This window comes from Facklamia lactis (genome assembly GCF_015863205.1).
GTDB lineage: Bacteria > Bacillota > Bacilli > Lactobacillales > Aerococcaceae > Facklamia > Facklamia lactis.
Map to the genome: position 1 here is coordinate 72,083 of NZ_JACBXQ010000006.1, position 16,920 is coordinate 89,002.

20 protein-coding genes and 1 other annotated feature (1 of these 21 running past the window's edge) are annotated in these 16,920 nt (G+C 36.9%); of the genes, 7 read left to right on the forward strand and 13 right to left on the reverse strand.

Annotated features, from left to right (window positions below; all coding sequences use genetic code 11):
- Positions 1 to 144, reverse strand: a binding site (T-box leader); it reaches 124 nt to the left of the window's first position.
- A gap of 125 nt (positions 145 to 269) precedes the next feature.
- Positions 270 to 1,433: an aminotransferase class I/II-fold pyridoxal phosphate-dependent enzyme gene (locus tag HZY91_RS09605; RefSeq protein ID WP_197116049.1), complete on the forward strand. Its 1,164-nt coding sequence runs from the start codon at positions 270 to 272 to the stop codon at positions 1,431 to 1,433.
- A gap of 29 nt (positions 1,434 to 1,462) precedes the next feature.
- Here HZY91_RS09605 and HZY91_RS09610 read toward each other — a convergent pair whose 3' ends face one another.
- Entirely contained in the window at positions 1,463 to 2,236 is a 774-nt protein-coding gene (locus HZY91_RS09610) for an NADPH-dependent oxidoreductase (protein WP_197116050.1), read from the reverse strand.
- Between the two features lie 86 nt (positions 2,237 to 2,322).
- On the opposite strand from HZY91_RS09610, the gene HZY91_RS09615 reads away from it, so the two are divergent.
- Positions 2,323 to 3,456, forward strand: coding sequence for an NAD(P)/FAD-dependent oxidoreductase (locus HZY91_RS09615; protein WP_197116051.1), 1,134 nt, complete (start codon positions 2,323 to 2,325; stop codon positions 3,454 to 3,456).
- 87 nt (positions 3,457 to 3,543) lie between these two features.
- Positions 3,544 to 3,927, forward strand: coding sequence for a large conductance mechanosensitive channel protein MscL (gene mscL, locus HZY91_RS09620; protein ID WP_197116052.1), 384 nt, complete (start codon positions 3,544 to 3,546; stop codon positions 3,925 to 3,927).
- A gap of 37 nt (positions 3,928 to 3,964) precedes the next feature.
- On the opposite strand, the gene HZY91_RS09625 is transcribed toward mscL, so the two are convergent.
- The 12 genes from HZY91_RS09625 to dnaX are packed head-to-tail and all read right to left on the reverse strand — an operon-like array spanning position 3,965 to position 13,036.
- Entirely contained in the window at positions 3,965 to 4,519 is a 555-nt protein-coding gene (locus HZY91_RS09625; RefSeq protein WP_197116053.1) for a DNA-3-methyladenine glycosylase I, read from the reverse strand.
- 9 nt (positions 4,520 to 4,528) lie between these two features.
- Positions 4,529 to 5,536, reverse strand: a complete 1,008-nt coding sequence (locus tag HZY91_RS09630) for a YdcF family protein (RefSeq protein WP_197116054.1) — start codon at positions 5,534 to 5,536, stop codon at positions 4,529 to 4,531.
- Positions 5,537 to 5,550: 14 nt separating this feature from the next.
- Complete coding sequence (gene rsmI / locus HZY91_RS09635; RefSeq protein WP_197116055.1) at positions 5,551 to 6,444, reverse strand: 16S rRNA (cytidine(1402)-2'-O)-methyltransferase; 894 nt, start codon at positions 6,442 to 6,444, stop codon at positions 5,551 to 5,553.
- 1 nt (position 6,445) lies between these two features.
- The gene (locus HZY91_RS09640; RefSeq protein WP_197116174.1) at positions 6,446 to 6,817 is read right to left on the reverse strand and encodes a GIY-YIG nuclease family protein; all 372 of its coding nucleotides are present in this window, start codon (positions 6,815 to 6,817) and stop codon (positions 6,446 to 6,448) included.
- Positions 6,798 to 7,586, reverse strand: a complete 789-nt coding sequence (locus tag HZY91_RS09645; protein WP_197116056.1) for a tRNA1(Val) (adenine(37)-N6)-methyltransferase — start codon at positions 7,584 to 7,586, stop codon at positions 6,798 to 6,800. Before HZY91_RS09645 ends, HZY91_RS09640 begins: the two co-directional genes overlap by 20 nt.
- Positions 7,586 to 7,966, reverse strand: a complete 381-nt coding sequence (locus HZY91_RS09650; protein ID WP_197116057.1) for an initiation control protein YabA — start codon at positions 7,964 to 7,966, stop codon at positions 7,586 to 7,588. Before HZY91_RS09650 ends, HZY91_RS09645 begins: the two co-directional genes overlap by 1 nt.
- Before the next feature lie 24 nt (positions 7,967 to 7,990).
- Positions 7,991 to 8,959 (reverse strand): DNA polymerase III subunit delta', encoded by a 969-nt coding sequence (locus tag HZY91_RS09655; RefSeq protein ID WP_197116058.1) that lies wholly within the window; start codon positions 8,957 to 8,959, stop codon positions 7,991 to 7,993.
- A gap of 22 nt (positions 8,960 to 8,981) precedes the next feature.
- Complete coding sequence (gene darA, locus HZY91_RS09660; protein WP_197116059.1) at positions 8,982 to 9,311, reverse strand: cyclic di-AMP receptor DarA; 330 nt, start codon at positions 9,309 to 9,311, stop codon at positions 8,982 to 8,984.
- A 16-nt stretch (positions 9,312 to 9,327) separates the two neighbouring features.
- Complete coding sequence (gene tmk / locus HZY91_RS09665) at positions 9,328 to 9,969, reverse strand: dTMP kinase (protein ID WP_197116060.1); 642 nt, start codon at positions 9,967 to 9,969, stop codon at positions 9,328 to 9,330.
- A gap of 17 nt (positions 9,970 to 9,986) precedes the next feature.
- The gene (gene recR, locus HZY91_RS09670; protein ID WP_197116061.1) at positions 9,987 to 10,583 is read right to left on the reverse strand and encodes a recombination mediator RecR; all 597 of its coding nucleotides are present in this window, start codon (positions 10,581 to 10,583) and stop codon (positions 9,987 to 9,989) included.
- A 21-nt stretch (positions 10,584 to 10,604) separates the two neighbouring features.
- Positions 10,605 to 10,919, reverse strand: coding sequence for a YbaB/EbfC family nucleoid-associated protein (locus HZY91_RS09675; protein ID WP_438940311.1), 315 nt, complete (start codon positions 10,917 to 10,919; stop codon positions 10,605 to 10,607).
- A gap of 11 nt (positions 10,920 to 10,930) precedes the next feature.
- Positions 10,931 to 13,036 carry a DNA polymerase III subunit gamma/tau gene (gene dnaX, locus HZY91_RS09680; RefSeq protein WP_197116063.1) on the reverse strand — a complete coding sequence of 702 codons (2,106 nt, stop codon included), beginning with the start codon at positions 13,034 to 13,036 and terminating at the stop codon, positions 10,931 to 10,933.
- A gap of 213 nt (positions 13,037 to 13,249) precedes the next feature.
- Here dnaX and sufC point away from each other — a divergent pair, with 213 nt between their 5' ends.
- From sufC to sufU, 4 genes are read left to right on the forward strand one after another with little or no spacing between them, the layout of a single operon-like run.
- Positions 13,250 to 14,017: a Fe-S cluster assembly ATPase SufC gene (gene sufC, locus HZY91_RS09685; RefSeq protein WP_197116064.1), complete on the forward strand. Its 768-nt coding sequence runs from the start codon at positions 13,250 to 13,252 to the stop codon at positions 14,015 to 14,017.
- Between the two features lie 9 nt (positions 14,018 to 14,026).
- A complete protein-coding gene (locus HZY91_RS09690) occupies positions 14,027 to 15,193 on the forward strand; it encodes a SufB/SufD family protein (RefSeq protein ID WP_235991565.1) in 1,167 nt (388 codons plus the stop codon).
- Entirely contained in the window at positions 15,186 to 16,424 is a 1,239-nt protein-coding gene (locus tag HZY91_RS09695) for an aminotransferase class V-fold PLP-dependent enzyme (protein WP_197116065.1), read from the forward strand. The genes HZY91_RS09690 and HZY91_RS09695 overlap by 8 nt, the downstream gene beginning before the upstream one ends.
- Positions 16,414 to 16,917: a Fe-S cluster assembly sulfur transfer protein SufU gene (sufU, locus tag HZY91_RS09700; RefSeq protein WP_197116066.1), complete on the forward strand. Its 504-nt coding sequence runs from the start codon at positions 16,414 to 16,416 to the stop codon at positions 16,915 to 16,917. The genes HZY91_RS09695 and sufU overlap by 11 nt, the downstream gene beginning before the upstream one ends.
- Positions 16,918 to 16,920 lie beyond the last annotated feature (3 nt).

Sequence of the window (16,920 nt, forward strand, 5' to 3'; positions counted from 1 at the left end):
AAGCTACCGTTTGTTCTTATTGCTTACGCATTCAGAACAACCACTCAATGGCCATTTTCAATTGTCGCTCACTATCCATTCTCACCTACCATGGACTCTCTTTATAGCGATTAACAAATCTACTTTCCACTTCAATGTGTTTAATTTAATTTTAAACTCATTTTAATAGGTAGTTTTCTAATTGTCAACTTATTTTTCTCATAAGAAGATGGTAACCTTCAAAAACTATGCTACAATAATTATTACAAATCTGTAAAGGTGGAGAGAATATGACAGAAATCACATTGAATAAACGTCTCAAAAAACTTCAAGCTAGCCCTATTCGTGCCTTTAATGATCAAATCTCCGATATTGAAGGGATCATTCGCTTAACACTTGGCGAGCCTGATTTTGATACTCCTCAATTCATTAAAGATGCCAGTAAACGTGCTATGGATCAACAGGGAAATGGCTATACCCATTCCAAAGGCCTCAAAGAACTTCGTGAGGCAATCAGTGCTTATTTACAACGAAAATATCAACTCTCTTATGACCCTGATTCAGAAATCATTGTCACTCATGGTGCAACAGAAGCAATATTTGCTAGTCTGATGGGGATTTTAAACCCTGGAGACAAAGTTCTGGTTCCTTCTCCTAATTATGCTGTATATGGGACACAAGTGGGAATCTGCGGAGGAGAGCTTATTCAATTGGACGTTTCCCACAACCAATTTATCCTTTCACCAGAACAGCTCGAAGAAGCACTGAAAGAATCACCTCAGATTAAAGTTTTGTTATTCAACCATCCATCCAACCCTACAGGAAAATCATATTCAGCTGATCAACTAAAAGCTTTAGCCACCGTTATCAAAAGACATCAATTATTAGTTATTTCCGATGAAATTTATTCTGAGCTCACCTACGATCGTGAACACATTTCGATGGCTAATTATCTACCGGATCAAACAATACTAATCAATGGAGCGTCAAAATCCCATGCCATGACCGGTTGGCGAATGGGCTTCATCTGTGCACCAGACTGGATCTTATCTGAAATCTTTAAAGCCCATCAATCTTGCATTAATACGCCTACCACTCAAGCTCAATATGCCGCCATCTCTGCCTACAATGAAGGCGATGAAATCATCGAAGAGATGCGTCGAGCTTATCTTGAAAGACGAAACTATTTGGTGAATAATTTTAAAGAATTAGGTTATCAAGTCAGCAATCCTCAAGGGGCATTCTACCTTTTTGTGCAAGTTCCAGATTGGTTTGAAGGGGATGATTATGACTTTTGTTTTCAATTAGCTCAAAAAGCAAAAGTCGGTTTAGTACCTGGTCAAGCGTTTGGACCAGCCGGTTACCGCTATTTTAGACTTTCTTATGCAGCTAGCATGGTAAATTTAAAAGAAGCCATGCACAGAATTAAAAATTTTACTCACATCAGTCAATAAAAGTAAGGCGGACTTTTCCGCCTTACTTTTTATTCTTCAAACATTTCTTCTTTCTCCAACATCACATCAAACCCTTGTGTTTTTACAACTTGCATCATTTTTGATCTCAACATTTTACCGGACTCTATTTTATCTTTCACTTGATCTGTGAAGGAATCTGACCGTTGATTTTTCTCTCTAGTATCATAATACTGCGTCATCTCAGTATCATATTCCTTTAACAATTCTAAATAATCAGAATAAGCAGAATAGGTATTTTCCCCAACTTTATACTCAACGGGAATTCTTGGTTTTAATTCTGGATTATCATTCGGATAACCGTAACCCAAGCCTACAATCGGAAAAGTTAGCGAAGGCAATTGTAATAATTCAATCATTTTTGCACTATCATTTAAAATAGAGCCAAAATAAACAGCACCAAAACCTAACGATTCAGCAGCGATTGTGAAAGTTTGAGCTTGGATGTAGGCATCTGCTACTCCTTGAAAAAAATTATCCATCGAGCGATATTTTTCTCCTGTATAGCCTTTTGCTTTCGCAATCTGACTATTTCGATACAAATCTACCACAAAGATCATTAATTCTGGCACATGATTAATATAAGGTTGATTCGCTATCTTCGCAATTTCTTGCTTAATGCTTCCATCAGTTATTCGAATAACTGATGCGGTTTGCATACCAGTTGAAGTAGCTGCCCGATTCATTGTTTCTAATAATAAGGATCGTTTCTCTTCTTCTACTTTTTGATCCTTAAAAAAGCGGATCGATCGATGGTTCTGTATTGTTTCAATGGTTGAATTCACTCTATCATTCCTTTTATTCTTTGATTTCTTCCTTTAAAATAACATTAACAGAAAGTTTTCACCAGTAAAACAAAAGGAGGTAAGAAATGACTCAAAAAAAGATTGCTATTATTGGCGGAGGAATAGTGGGAAGCACAGCTGCCTACTATTTAGCTAAGAATCACCATCAAGTAACGCTTTTTAATATTGATCGAGGTCAAGCAAGTAAAGCTGCTGCTGGTATTATTTGTCCATGGTTCTCAAAGCGAAGAAATAAAAATTGGAACTTTCTCGTTTCAAAGGGAGCTGAATTCTATCGTTTGTTCATGGAGGATCTTCAAGCCGATGGTTTCGATAGTCAACAAATCTTTCAAGTAAACGGAGCCCTTCTTCTCAGAAAAAATTCAGAAGAAATCATCAGGGATCAAAAAATATTTACTCAAAAAATTACAGATTCTCCCTCTATACAACAAATTAAAACTGTAAACCATGAACAAATTAAAGACTATTTTCCATTGCTTAAAACAGACCTCAATGCCACTTGGGTAAAAGGAGGAGCCTGCGTTGACGGAAAAGCTCTCATAAATCTATTAAAAGAGGCCTTTGTTCACCATGGGGGAGAGTATATTTCTGCGCACGCCAAGTTAAGAAAATATAGACAGAATCAGATTCTTATTCAATGGGAAAATCAAGAAGAATGCTTTGACTTTGTTCTTCTAGCTGCTGGCGCATGGCTAGCTGAACTATTAACTCCTCTTGGACTTGAGTGTGATATTGAAGCTCAGAAAGGACAACTATTTTCCGTCTTCCAACCTGAATGGCAAGGAAATAACTGGCCGGTCGTCATGCCACCGGGAGGCTTTGATATTATTCCTTTCCCAACAGGTGAAATTATCATAGGAGCCTCACATGAAAAAAATTCAGGCTTTGACCTATCGCTTGATCCTAATATTATCAACAATTTAAAGCAATTAGCCTTGCCTTACTTTCCTAGTCTAAAAGAATTACCTATCCATCGAACAGCTGTTGGAATCCGAGCCTATACTCCTACATCAGATGTTCTAATTGGACAAGTGCCTCATTTCAATAACCTATGGGCTATTTCAGGATTAGGTGCCTCAGGTTTAACAAATGGCCCCTACCTTGGCTATCAATGGTATTCATTACTTGCACATGGTGCTTGGGATATCGATCCTGAACACTTCCCAATAAATAAATTTATTAGAAAAAATAGAAAATAAACCTGTTTTAAGCGAAAAAATTTGCTTTCTCATAAAATCATGTTATTCTAATACTGTTATTACTCAACTTCATAGGAGGTCATGAATATGTGGAAAGAATTCAAAGGCTTTATCTCAAATGATAATATTATTACTATGGCAACTGGTATTATCATGGGTTCTGCATTTACAGCTATTGTCAATTCATTAGTAGATGATATTTTTATGCCTATTATTGTTGCTTTTACTGGTCAAGCGGATGTATCTGGTCTAGCTGCAAAAATTGGTGGGACAACATTAAATTATGGGCTATTTCTTCAAGCCATTATTAATTTTATTTTGGTCGCTTTCTTCTTATATATTACTCTTAAAGCTTTAGAGAAAGTTCAGAAGAAAAGAATTGTAGCACCCGATCCAGAACCTGTTGGTCCAACTGAAGTTGAATTACTTCAAGAAATTCTAAGTGAAATTAAAACTAATAACAGCTTATAATGTACTATAAAAAGCTCCTCAATATTGAGGAGCTTTTTTATCTAAAATGACAATCTAATTCATGATCATTGATAATGCCAATTGCTTGTAAATAAGAGTAAATGGTAACTGACCCAATAAATTTAAATCCATCTTTTTTCATCGATTTGGTTACTTCATCACTGAGCTCAGACCTAGATATCGTTTCCATATTTTGACGATAGATAGTCTCTCCATTTGTAAAAGACCATATATATTGATCAAAACAGCCATATTCCATTTGAATCTTCTGAAATGCTTTTGCATTCTCAATCGTCGCTTCTATTTTACCTCGATGACGTACAATTCCCTTATTAAGCATTAATGCTTCAATCTTACTTTGCCCATATTTAGCGATTTTATGATAATCAAATCCATCAAAAGCTTGTTCAAAATTTTTCTGCTTCGATAAAACCAATTGCCAAGATAGCCCTACATGAAAACTTTCTAAAACCAACCACTTAAAAAGCTCTTGATCATCATGCTCTGCTTTTCCCCAAACATGATCATGATAATCTAAATAGTAATTGGGTTTTCCCTCAACCCAGCCACAGCGCTTAACTTGGTCTTCCATTTTAACCTCCTATCGATAGATGTCCAAAACTTGAATGATACCTCGAATTAAAAATCCGATAATAAACAAATAATTCAATTCTTTTGTCAAAACAAAGAATGCAATAAACTCTCGTAAAGTAGCAAAAACAACATGCGACACGCTACCGGCCACTCCTACAATATTTAACTGAAAATCCATCATCCAAGCATAAAAATATGTCCTCAAGAGATGAAAATGACTGGTGATGATCAAACTGTTAGTAACCTCTTCATTATTCTTAAACATCATGCGGACAAACTTTAAGTTCTCTCGTGTAGAATGGGCCTGATTCTCTTGAATAATATCTTTTTTTGAAACTCCTTTTTGATAAAGATAGTCAGCCATCACCTGTGCTTCAGAAGGAAAATCCGCTTGGCTCTGTCCTCCCGTCACAATTACAATAGGTTTCTTGGTCGCCTTCAAATACACTCTTGTTCCTAACTCTAAACGTTTGCGCAAGACTTTACTAATCTTACCATCTGCGGACAAACGTGCCCCTAAAATAATAATTGCTTGATAGTCTTTATATAAGGGACGATAAAAGCACAGAACCAGATTAATTATGACAAACAAAAGAAAATTAATAATCAAATAAATACTCGTAAGTGTATACACGCTTAAAAAACGTGCCAAATATGTATTTTTTTCTATGACTACCCAGGCAGTATATATAACAATTCCAATAAAAGTTAGAGAAATAAAAATATTGAATATAATTCTTAAAAAGGAAATTTGACGATCATGGTCAATTCGACTTAGCATCAAGTATGCCAAAAATAATAGAAAAAAAGGCATTAAGATTGCGAATGTTGACCCAAACAAATAAACATAATATCTAACTATCACAATGAATGACCATTTACTATCTTCCAATATCCCCAAAACTATGCTTAAAATAATAAAATATACCAAGGCAATAGGAGAAAACCAGCGCCATCTGACGAGTAACACAACGATTGTAAGTAGCCCCATTAAAACAGCGATAACATAGAGCATAAAGATCCTCTCTTCTATTTCGATTCTTGATCTAATTCATGAAAAGCAGCATAAATGATTTGTTTTCTAACTTGATGATACTGTGCAATTTGTTTAATTGCTTCTTTAGCGCTCAATCCCTCTTCATCCATTAGTCCTAATACCTGATCTTTGTAGCTTAAACTATCATCAACCACTCTCTTATGTTGTTTTATCTCCGAACCTCCATTCACAAGAAGGACACATTCTCCTTTTAATGGTTGTTTTTCTAAGTATTCTTCCAATTCACTCGCACTTCCACGAATGTATTCTTCGAATTTCTTACTAATTTCTCGTGCGATCACTAATAATACATCATCACCCAAAATTTCTCGTATCTTACTAATTGTCTTATGTACACGATAAGGAGATTCGTAGAAGATAGCTGTTTCCTTTCTTTGAGAGATTTGATCCAGTATTTCTAATTGATCCTTATTAGATCGAGGGAAAAATCCATAATAACTAAATTGATTAGCTGGAAGACCAGAAGAAATCAAAGCAGTTAAAGCGGCATTAGCCCCAGGTAAACTAATAACTGAAAGAGATGACTCCAGAGCTGACTGAACAAGGGGATGACCGGGATCATTAATCAGCGGCATTCCTGCATCACTGATTAAAGCAATACTGTGTCCAGACTTCAAATAATCCACCCATTGTTTCACTTGATGAACAGAAGTAAATTCATGAAAAGAATGCATCGGAGTTTCAATCTCATAATACTTCATCAATTTCTGTGATTGTCGAGTATCTTCTGCTAAAATTTTATCCACCTCTTTCAAGGTAGAAATGGCCCTAAAAGTCATATCCTCCAAATTTCCAATAGGAGTTGGAACTAGATACAATTTACCTTCACCATTAGAAGTCTCATTAAAACTCTTTTGTATTTGCAATCTAATTCTCCTTCCTAATATTCCCAGTCAACATTTGCTCTAAGCGCTCCACTCGATCCATATAATCATATATCACAACCTCTTTTTGCTGTAAATCTCGTATTCCATGATCTCGTAAGTATTGCTCTTTCTCCCGCCGCTTCAATCGCTTAAAACGGGCTTCTGCCGACATCGCTAGTGACTTACTAATCCATTTCTCTGCATAGATCAATTGCACGGGCCTTCTCTTAGATAATTTTGTGTATTTAGCTCCCTTGCCTTGGTTATGTGTTTCGATTCTTGAAGTCAAATCATTAGTATATCCTGCATATAAGGTATGATCTTTACAATATACAACATAAAAGAAATGCACATTATTGTTTATTTCCAAAATAAATTCCTTTCATCACATCCGTATAGCTTCCATCTGCCTGATGTACCACCAAGCCTGGTTCTACTTTAACACCTTGTCTGCCTCCACGATAAATTGCTTCAATCAAAACCATATTAGCATTCAGGTCTGATTTAGGATAAACAAAGCGAAGACGATTCACCGCAAATTGATGAGCTACTAATGTTTCAATCAAATCATCTAACCGATTAGGACGATAAACTATGAAAAGTTTTCCTTTTTCTCGTAAAACTAAAGCTGCCTTACTAACCCATTGCTTAAGAGTCAGTTTTATCTCATGTCTTGCAATCGCATGACTATCTAATTCACGTAATTGAAAAGATTCATTCACAGTAAAAAAAGGGGGGTTGCATGTTACCACATCATATAATCGTTCTGGCTTCTTCAGATCATTAATATCACCCTGAATAATTTCCAGCTGTTCTTGCAAGCCATTTAATGCTACTGATCTTTGTGCCATATCCACAATATCAGCCTGAAATTCTATTCCCACTATTTTCTGATCAGTCCGATTTGATAATAGTAAAGGGATAATTCCACCTCCACAACAAAAATCAATAATTTTCAATTTTCTTCTTCTTGGGAAAACAACAAAATCTGCTAACAGGATCGCATCAATAGAAAAAGGGAAGAAATAGGAACTTTGAATGATATATTTACCCTCTCTAAAAAGATAATCCACTCTTTCCTCTGCTTTGATTAAGGAGATTTGTTCATCAGTTAAATTAGGAATTTGATAAGATTCTTTCACTAGCCCTTATCCCCTAACGAATCAATAATATCTTGACAAAATATACACTCTTCATGTGAGTTTCGCTGACTTCCAAAATAATGATGACAGATATGAATTCCTTCATTATAGAAACTTTGAAGTCGCGCCTGCCCACTTGACATTCTTTGCTCTTCCTGTTGATGATCCTCTTCTTTGTTTGATGCTGTATTTTCGATTTTTTGATGCTTCTCTGTCGGTAAAGACATTTGTTCTACTGCCTTATATTGTTGTATTCTTAAGCGATTATTCTCAGCAGTCAACCGTTCCACTTCATCTACTAATAGTGCTACAGTTTGACGCAATTGATTCATTTCTTCTTGAACTTTATTTAGCAAATCTTCCAAGCCAGAGTTCGCCATAGTAGCACCTCTCTTTCTATTTTTTTACCAACGACAACTACATATAGCTATTTTTTCATATATTAATTGTGGAGAAACATTCGCATTTAAATAAATTTTGCTATCAAATAATAAGTTATTAATTTCGTGATGGAGAGTAGAAGTTGAATTTAATTTCACTTTGTCAAATACTTTAAGCATTTTAGGACTAAAATTTGTTTCATCTTCCGATAATGAATAACGGTCTAGTAATAAATAGCTATTTAACCAAATTAAATAGTCTATACCCGCTCTTGCTTGCCAATAAGACAAATAACCTTTTAATTGTTGTTGAACCCAGACAAAGGAATATGGGTCTCTACTTATAATCAACTCATAAAAATGATTTAAAGAAATAATCCATTGCTCAAATTCCTCAGCTTGATATGCTTCCACTAAGGTATCATCACTCCCCATTTGTTTCATCAGATAAGCATGTTGCCGATGAATCCCATTTTGAACTAAAGCATCCAATTGGTCTTCGATTTTGCTCTCTACTATTAGCAACTCCTGTGTCCTTGAAACAATGGTTGGAAGCAGTTGGTCAGCTTGCTGACTGTATAGAAATATATAAACATTTTCAGCAGGTTCTTCTAAAAATAATAACAGAGCATTTGCTGCAGCATTCCCCATCAAGTCTGCTTGCTCAATTACCGCTATTTTAAAGCTGGCCTCTAATGGACTTGTCGACAACCACTCTTTCAAATCCCTAATTTGATCAACTTTAATGGTTTTACCTTCAGGTTGAATCGTCATCCAATCTGCAAATTGCCCCTGAGCCACCCGTTGACAGTCCATACAATTTAAACAAGCCCCACCACTTGCATGAGGCTTTTCACATATAAGAGATTGAACAATCCACTGAGTCAACTCACGCTTTTCAGCTATTGACTTGCCAGTCAATAGATACGCATGTGATAACTGCTTTTGCTGAATTAATTGCCAAAAATAAACCTTCGCATCTTTAATTTCCATTCATAACCTCGACTTTTACTGATTAGAAATGATGAAAGCTTTCAATAGGTAGAACAAAAACAATGGCTCCTCCCACCTCAATCTTTAATGGGTAGGTATTAGAAACTTCTAGATTCATATCTAAATGGATAGGTGACGAAATATACTGTTCTCGAGACTGTGAGCTACGTTTAATAATATCTAGTACTTCCTCAACTCGTTCATCCTCAACCCCTAATAAAAAAGTTGTATTTCCGGAACGCAAAAATCCACCTGTAGATGAAAGCTTAGTAGCTCGAACATCGTTTTCTAGTAATGCCTTCCCTAAGACCTGCTGATCTTGATCTTGGACAATCGCTACAAGTAACTTCATATGACTTCCCCCTTCATTATGTTAATTTTATCATACCACTTTTCGCGATAATTTCGTAACACTCTTGACTAACTTCTTCAATCGAACGTTGACCATCTACTACCACAACCTGTTCCATTTGTTGGGCTAATGTTAAGTAGGTATCTCGGACCTTTTTATGAAAGCTAAGACTTTCACGATCAAGACGATCATACTGTCTAGTTCCTTTGGCCGCCTCAATTCGTTGAATGCCCACTTCCGCTGGTACATCAATAATGATTGTTAAATCTGGCATATGGTCTTCAATCGCAAACTGATTGATTCTCCAAACTTCATCTAAACCAATTTTTCTCCCGACTCCCTGATAAGCTAAGGATGAGAGAACAAAACGATCACTAATGACTAACCTACCGCATTGAACATTCGGTAGGATTGTTTCCATGAGATGCTGTCGTCTGCTTGCAGCATATAATAAAGCCTCCGCTCTTACATCCATTGCCGTATTATTCACTTCTAGTATCACTTTACGAATCTGCTCAGCAATTGGACTTCCTCCAGGCTCTCGAGTACAAACCACATCAATTTCATGTTTCTTTAATATTCCACTTAGCGCTTGAAGCACAGATGATTTACCTGAACCATCTGGTCCTTCAATGGCAACAAACTTTCCCCTTGTCATTTGGCTCTCCTTTACCTCTATAATTCTCTTCGGCCTTCAATCGCCCTAAATAAAGTCATTTCATCTGCATACTCGATGTCACTTCCAACAGATAACCCATGTGCTAATCGAGTAACTTTTATGCCAGCAGGTTTAATCAACCGAGATAAATAAACAGCCGTTGCCTCTCCTTCTGCGGTAGCATTAGTTGCAATAATAACTTCCTTTACTTCTTCATCTTGTAATCGTTTAATTAGTTGTGCAATGTTGAGCTCTTCAGGGCCTCTTCCTTCCATTGGGGATAAAACACCTTGTAGAACATGGTAAAGGCCACGATACTCTTGCATTCTTTCCATAGACATCACGTCTCGTGTATCTTCAACAACTAATATGATGGATGTGTCTCGAGATTGGTCTGAACAAATGATACAAGGATCAGTATCCGTGATATTCCCACAAATACTACAATAAGTAAGATCTCTTTTTACTTGAATCAAGGCTTGAGCAAATTGTGAAACTTCCATCTCCGGCATTTCTAACACATGAAAAGCTAGCCTTGCAGCTGTTTTGCTGCCAATCCCTGGTAACTTAGTAAAACTATTGATTAACTTTGCAATTGGAGCAGGATAATCCACGTAACGTTCCTACTTTCTTAATTAAAATGGTAAATTTAAACCTTGTGTAAAACGACCCATCGTTTCTTGGCTTGCTAACTCTACTTTTTGAATCGCTTCATTAACTGTTGCCAACAACAGATCCTGAAGCATTTCAATATCTTCCGGATCAATCAGTTCTTCTTGAATTTCTATCTCTTGTATCTGTTTTTTTCCATTAATAACGACTTTAACCAATTGATTAGAGTCTTCAACCGTATAGACCGTTTTATCTAATTCCGTTTGAGCCTTTTCCATATCTTTCTGAACTTTTTGCATCTGTTTCATCATATTTTGCATATTTCCCATTCCGCGCATCCTCATTCTCCTTACTTTTCGTATATATTAATGTTCTCACTACCAAATAATTCAATGGCTTTTTGAACAACAGGACTCACACTCTGTACCTCACTTCCATCTTCCTCCACTTCAACATCAAAAAAATTCGTTTGACCTTCAACCGGAGTGAATTCGGATGGTTCCTGTTCCTCACTAGAAAACTGCTCTTGACTCCGCTTAAAAAGTAATGAAGCCGTTGATTCAGTCTCTCCATCAATTTCTACAGTCGATTGACTTAATTGTTCTTTATTTTCAACCGCTACTTCCTGTTGAAAATCATTGTCAGCATTCGAAAATTGATCTTCTTCACTCTTTATGTGATCAAATTTATGATTCTCATCCTCTTGATTAGCTATTGGATTTTTATTTTCTAAATCGGATTCGCCAGATTGAGAAAGCTTAGCAGGCAAATCAACTGGTTTACCTCCATTTTGATCAAATAGTATTTTATAATTTCGTCTGATTCCTGGCCAATCCTCAGTCGCCACAAAACAAAGTTGACTGTTCTCATTTAAATATTTACTCGCTATGTTATTAAGTTGCTTAACCAAAAGACTATCATGTTGAACTAATGCACAAAATTCTTGCCCCTCAAATGAAATCAAAGCACAATTTTCACCTGCAGCGATTGGTGAGGTCTCCTTTAATTTAACTCGCTGTTGAGGTGTTAAATCAGCTAAAATAGACGGCCATGCTTCCCGGAGTTTCCTCAAATGTTCCCGCGTCGCACGATTCAAAACATGATAAATATCATGCAAATCTATTAAGTACTCTTTTTGAGCAAAAATAGGCTTTTCCCTTGGATTTAGTACCTTTGGCTCTGGATTTTGTTTTCCTGTAATGGTCAATTGTTCCTTTGTACTTTTCGCTTCATCAAAACGTTGCATTAAATCATCAATTAACTTTTTCTGCCCTTCAACTCTTTGATTTAAAGCCGCTATTTGCTCTTCTAACTCCCGAATTTTATCCGGAACCTCACTGAGCTCTGATCCCATGTCGGTTTGTTTTGCTTGACCATTAAAGATTTTCCCTTGGGCCAATTGAACAGTCATAACTTCTAGATAAACCTCTGGCTGAACAGACAGTCTCATCTGTCCTTGCGCTTGATTCAAACCTTCAATTAACTGATAATAAAATTCCGGAGGAACGGTCTCTCTTAGCGGTTGAATTTCTTGATCTGTCAATAAAGTGAGATTCTCACTTGAAAATAAGCTTAATAAAACATCTCGTGCAAACAAAATCAATTCTTCTATAAAGCGATGAGCCTGTTTCCCTTGCATCAATTGTTGCTCAAGCAAATCAAGTGCTTCTGCCACATTTTCTTGGTAAAGGGCTAAAATATACTCAACATAGACCTGTTGAGCAAAAGAACCTGATACTTGCAAAGCAACCTCAACCGAAACTTCTTGGTTATTAAGCGAAAGGCTTTGATCTAACAAGCTTAAACTATCGCGCATACCTCCATTCGCCGCTCTAGCTAAAATAGCCAACGCTTCACTACTATATGCGATCTGGTCATGTTCCAAAATATACTTCATTCTATTAATTAAATTTTGATCTGAAATCCGTTGAAAATCAAACCTCTGAGTCCTAGACAGAATAGTAGCTGGAATTTTATGAGGTTCAGTAGTAGCTAAGATAAAAACGACATGTTCTGGTGGCTCTTCTAATGTTTTCAAAAGCGCATTAAACGCTCCGGTCGTCAGCATATGTACCTCGTCGATAATATAGACTTTGTTAGAAGCGAGTGTCGGTGCATACCTTACTTTATCTCTCAAATCTCGAATTTCATCGACACCATTATTGGAGGCAGCGTCAATTTCGATCACATCACTAATTTCCCCTGCTGTAATTCCACGACATATCTCACATTCATTGCAAGGATTACCATCATCAGCATATGGGCAATTAACCGCTTTGGCTAAAATTTTTGCTGCAGAAGTCTTCCCTGTTCCTCGTGGTCCTGCAAATAGATATGCATGACTCAATTGTTTATATTGAATAGCATTACGCAATGTATGAGCAATCATGTCTTGGCCAACTAACTCATCAAAAGATTGCGGTCGCCACACGCGGTATAGGGCTTGATAACTCATTCTTCCTTCGCCTCCTCTAATCTGTATGTTTATTATAGCGAAATAAACCAGTATTTGCGAATGCTCTCATCCGCTTTCTCTAATTTTTAGACCGGGAATTTGTTACAAAGCATAAAGTAAATTATTCATAATAATTCTAAATAATCTATCTATTATTGTGAAGCTTTATGTTAGAATGGATTTTAGTGAAAACGCTAATAAAGGAGTTGTCTTATGTCTAAGTTAGAAATAATTGATTTACATGTTTCAATTGAAGATAAAGAGATACTGAAAGGTGTAAACCTCACTCTCAACACAAACGAAGTACATGCTATCATGGGACCAAACGGAACTGGAAAGTCTACCCTTTCACAAGCTATTATGGGTAACCCAGCATATGAGGTCACTCAAGGTCAAGTCCTTCTAGATGGGATGAATATTCTTGAACTAGAAGTTGATGAAAGAGCAAGAAAAGGACTTTTCATGGCTGTGCAATATCCAAGTGAAATTTCTGGAGTTTCGAATACAACCCTAATGAGAACTGCAATGAACGCCCAAAGAGACACAGAGAATCAAATATCAATCTTTGATTTCTTAGAAAAACTTGATGAAAAAATGGCATTACTCGACATGCCACCTTCCATGGCAGAACGCTACGTAAATGAAGGTTTCTCAGGCGGAGAAAAGAAACGGAATGAAATTCTTCAAATGCTTATGATTGAACCAAAATTTGCTCTGCTAGATGAAATAGATTCTGGTTTAGATATTGATGCTCTCCAAGTTGTCTCTAAAGGAATTAATTCCTTAAGAGGACCAAAATTTGGTGCCTTAATTATCACTCATTATCAACGTTTATTAAATTATGTTGTTCCTGATTTTGTTCATATCATGATGGATGGAAGAGTTGTAAAATCAGGAGACTCACAGCTGGCTCTTGAACTAGAGGCTAAGGGCTACAAGGAAATTGCTCAAGAGAATGGCATCGAATTAATAGAAGAGTAGGTGAATAACTTGCAGACAGTCCATTTTGAAAGTGCTGAAAATTTAAATCATAATTTAACACAAGCATCAGAATTGTTTCCAAAACTCGCACTCCCTAAAATTGAGAGAGCTAACTTAAGAGACTGGGATTTATTTAGTCATTCTCTAATCGATATACCCTACCAAACAGATCCCCCTACCTTAACGGGGCCAGATGAAATAGTTGTTTGTAATTGGTCAGAAGCCACAACTGAATATTTCGACCTATTTAATCGTTATCTTTTTAAGGCGATTCCAGCTAATAAAGATAAAATTAGCGCTCACAATCTAGCTCATCTTAACCGAGGAACATTTATCTATGTTCCTGACAACTGTCAGGTCAGTGATTTAGTTGAAATTAACTATGATTTTAGCACAGCTCCTCATCAATACCTTTTATTAGTTTTAGGTAAAAATACCCATTTAAACTATTTAGAAAAACTAAACGCTAGCCAAGATAAAAGCAATAAAACTTTTACAGTTGAAATTATTCTAGAAGAGAACGCCCATTTACACTATATTGCACTTGACCAATTACAAGGGCAAGCGGCATCTTATATTCGTCGTCATAGCCAAGTCGGAACCAATAGTTCTATATTATGGTCCATCGGTTCTTTTAATAACACATGGACCATAACCGATATTGATAATCAATTAGAAGGGCAAGCGTCTCATGCCAATTTATCCGTTCTTGCCATTGTTGATGGACAAACTAAACAAATTTTAGACTCCAAAATTCACAATAAAGGCCCACACTCAATGGGGCATATTAATCAACACGGAGCTACATTAGACCATGGTACCCTCACTATGAACGGGATCGGCAGAATCGCTAAGCATGCCAAACAAGCAGATGCGCAACAAGAAAATCGTTTAATTATGCTTTCTGACCATGCGAGAGGCGATGCCAACCCTATTCTTCTAATAGACGAATTCGAAGTAACTGCAGGGCACGCTGCCTCGGTTGCGAAAGTAGATGAAAATCAACTCTGGTATTTAATGAGTCGCGGTATTCACCGTTCAGAAGCAGAATATTTAGTAATTCGAGGTTTCTTAATGCAAGCAGTGAACCAACTCAAAAACGCAAAAGCACGTGACATATTACTAGAGGCTGTTGATGAAAAATTAATGACATTAAGGATGACAAAAAATGACTAATGATTGTGTAGAAAATATTCGTAAAGACTTTCCCATTCTCAATCAAACCGTCAACAATGAACCCCTTATCTACTTTGATAATGCTGCTACTTCTCAAACTCCAATGAGGGTTCTCGACCGAATCCTCTATCATTACCAAAATGATAATGCTAATGTCCATCGTGGTGTTCATAGCTTAGGTCAAAGGTCCACTAATGTCTTTGAACAGGCGAGAGAGACAATTGCCAACTTTATTGGCGTCGAAGATGATAGAGCTATCTCTTTTAGTTCAGGAACCACCGCAAGCCTTAACCATATTGCTAAGTCACTGATTGAACCTCGTTTAGAGGCTAATGATTCGATTCTAATCACACGCTTAGAACACCATTCAAATCTAGTTCCTTGGCAAGAAGTATGTCAGCGCACTAAAAGTCAACTTGTCTTTTTAGACTTGAACAGTGACTTCCAAATTGATTTAAATTTATTAGAATCTCACTATCAGAAAGCTCCCATTAAAGCGCTGGTTACTCACCATATTTCTAATGTACTCGGAGTTGAACAGCCCATTCAAGATCTTATCCAATGGGCTCATGACAGAAATATTTTAGTTATTCTTGACGGCGCTCAAGCAGCTCCCCATCTAAAATTAGAATTATCAAAATGGGAAGTGGATGCCTATGCTTTTTCTAGTCATAAACTATACGGACCAATGGGATTAGGTGTTACTTATCTTCATCCCAAACATCTTCGCGAAGCTCAGCCTACCCAGTTTGGTGGAGAAATGATCCACCAAGTCGAAGATGATCAGTCGAGTTATAAATCTGCTCCTTGGAAATTTGAAGCAGGAACTCAAGCAATCGCACAAATTGTCGGACTTGAAGCAGCAATCGAGTGGATGCAAACGATTGGCTTCACTAATATTCAAAAACATGAAGCGCAATTAGGACGACAATTATATGCGGGCTTAAAATCAATCAAAGGAATTAATATTTACACCCCTGAATCAATGGCTAAACACGGCATTATCTCCTTCAATATCGGAGATATCCATCCTCATGATGCGGCAACCGCGTACGATCAACTAGGAATTGCTCTGAGAGCAGGACATCATTGCGCTCAACCATTAATGCGACTTTTAAAAGTTCCTGCTACCCTAAGAGCAAGTTTAATGGTCTACAACACAAGTGATGAGGTCAATCGCTTCATTCAAGCCACACAAGAAATAAAGGAGTTTTTCACTTATGGCCCTTAATCATCTAGATCAACTATACAGAGCAGTCGTCCTTGATCATTCCGCTAATCCTCACCACCGTGGCCGTCTAGAAAATGCTACCCATCAGATGGAACTATTAAATCCCACATGTGGAGACGCTATTACGGTCGAAATGCTAGTAAAAGAAAATACCATTCAAGATATCGCCTTTGAAGGAATTGGCTGCACGATTTCTATCGCTTCAGCCAGCATGATGACCGATTTGATGATGGGTAAATCAATTGAGGAAGCCATTCAATTAGTTCAAGCTTTTAATCAATTAGTTGGAGGAACTCAACCTCAGGATCATACAATTAATGAAGATACTCTAAGACGTATGCTTAAAGACGCTTCTATTTTAGCTGGTGTTAAAAAATTTCCAGCCCGCTATAAATGCGCTATTCTATCATGGCGAGCCGTAGAGTACGGTCTCACACAAAAGGAAGATACCCAAGCTCTAGAAGAAGATGGGATCACTAGAAAGGAAGGGTAAAAG

Coding starts and splice junctions, on each gene's coding strand:
- HZY91_RS09605 (WP_197116049.1), top strand. CDS start 270: ATGACAGAAATCACATTGAATAAACGTCTCAAAAAACTTCAAGCTAGC.
- HZY91_RS09615 (WP_197116051.1), top strand. CDS start 2,323: ATGACTCAAAAAAAGATTGCTATTATTGGCGGAGGAATAGTGGGAAGC.
- mscL (WP_197116052.1), top strand. CDS start 3,544: ATGTGGAAAGAATTCAAAGGCTTTATCTCAAATGATAATATTATTACT.
- HZY91_RS09625 (WP_197116053.1), bottom strand. CDS start 4,519: ATGGAAGACCAAGTTAAGCGCTGTGGCTGGGTTGAGGGAAAACCCAAT.
- HZY91_RS09630 (WP_197116054.1), bottom strand. CDS start 5,536: ATGCTCTATGTTATCGCTGTTTTAATGGGGCTACTTACAATCGTTGTG.
- HZY91_RS09650 (WP_197116057.1), bottom strand. CDS start 7,966: ATGGCGAACTCTGGCTTGGAAGATTTGCTAAATAAAGTTCAAGAAGAA.
- HZY91_RS09655 (WP_197116058.1), bottom strand. CDS start 8,959: ATGGAAATTAAAGATGCGAAGGTTTATTTTTGGCAATTAATTCAGCAA.
- darA (WP_197116059.1), bottom strand. CDS start 9,311: ATGAAGTTACTTGTAGCGATTGTCCAAGATCAAGATCAGCAGGTCTTA.
- tmk (WP_197116060.1), bottom strand. CDS start 9,969: ATGACAAGGGGAAAGTTTGTTGCCATTGAAGGACCAGATGGTTCAGGT.
- HZY91_RS09675 (WP_438940311.1), bottom strand. CDS start 10,919: ATGCGCGGAATGGGAAATATGCAAAATATGATGAAACAGATGCAAAAA.
- dnaX (WP_197116063.1), bottom strand. CDS start 13,036: ATGAGTTATCAAGCCCTATACCGCGTGTGGCGACCGCAATCTTTTGAT.
- sufC (WP_197116064.1), top strand. CDS start 13,250: ATGTCTAAGTTAGAAATAATTGATTTACATGTTTCAATTGAAGATAAA.
- HZY91_RS09695 (WP_197116065.1), top strand. CDS start 15,186: ATGACTAATGATTGTGTAGAAAATATTCGTAAAGACTTTCCCATTCTC.
- sufU (WP_197116066.1), top strand. CDS start 16,414: ATGGCCCTTAATCATCTAGATCAACTATACAGAGCAGTCGTCCTTGAT.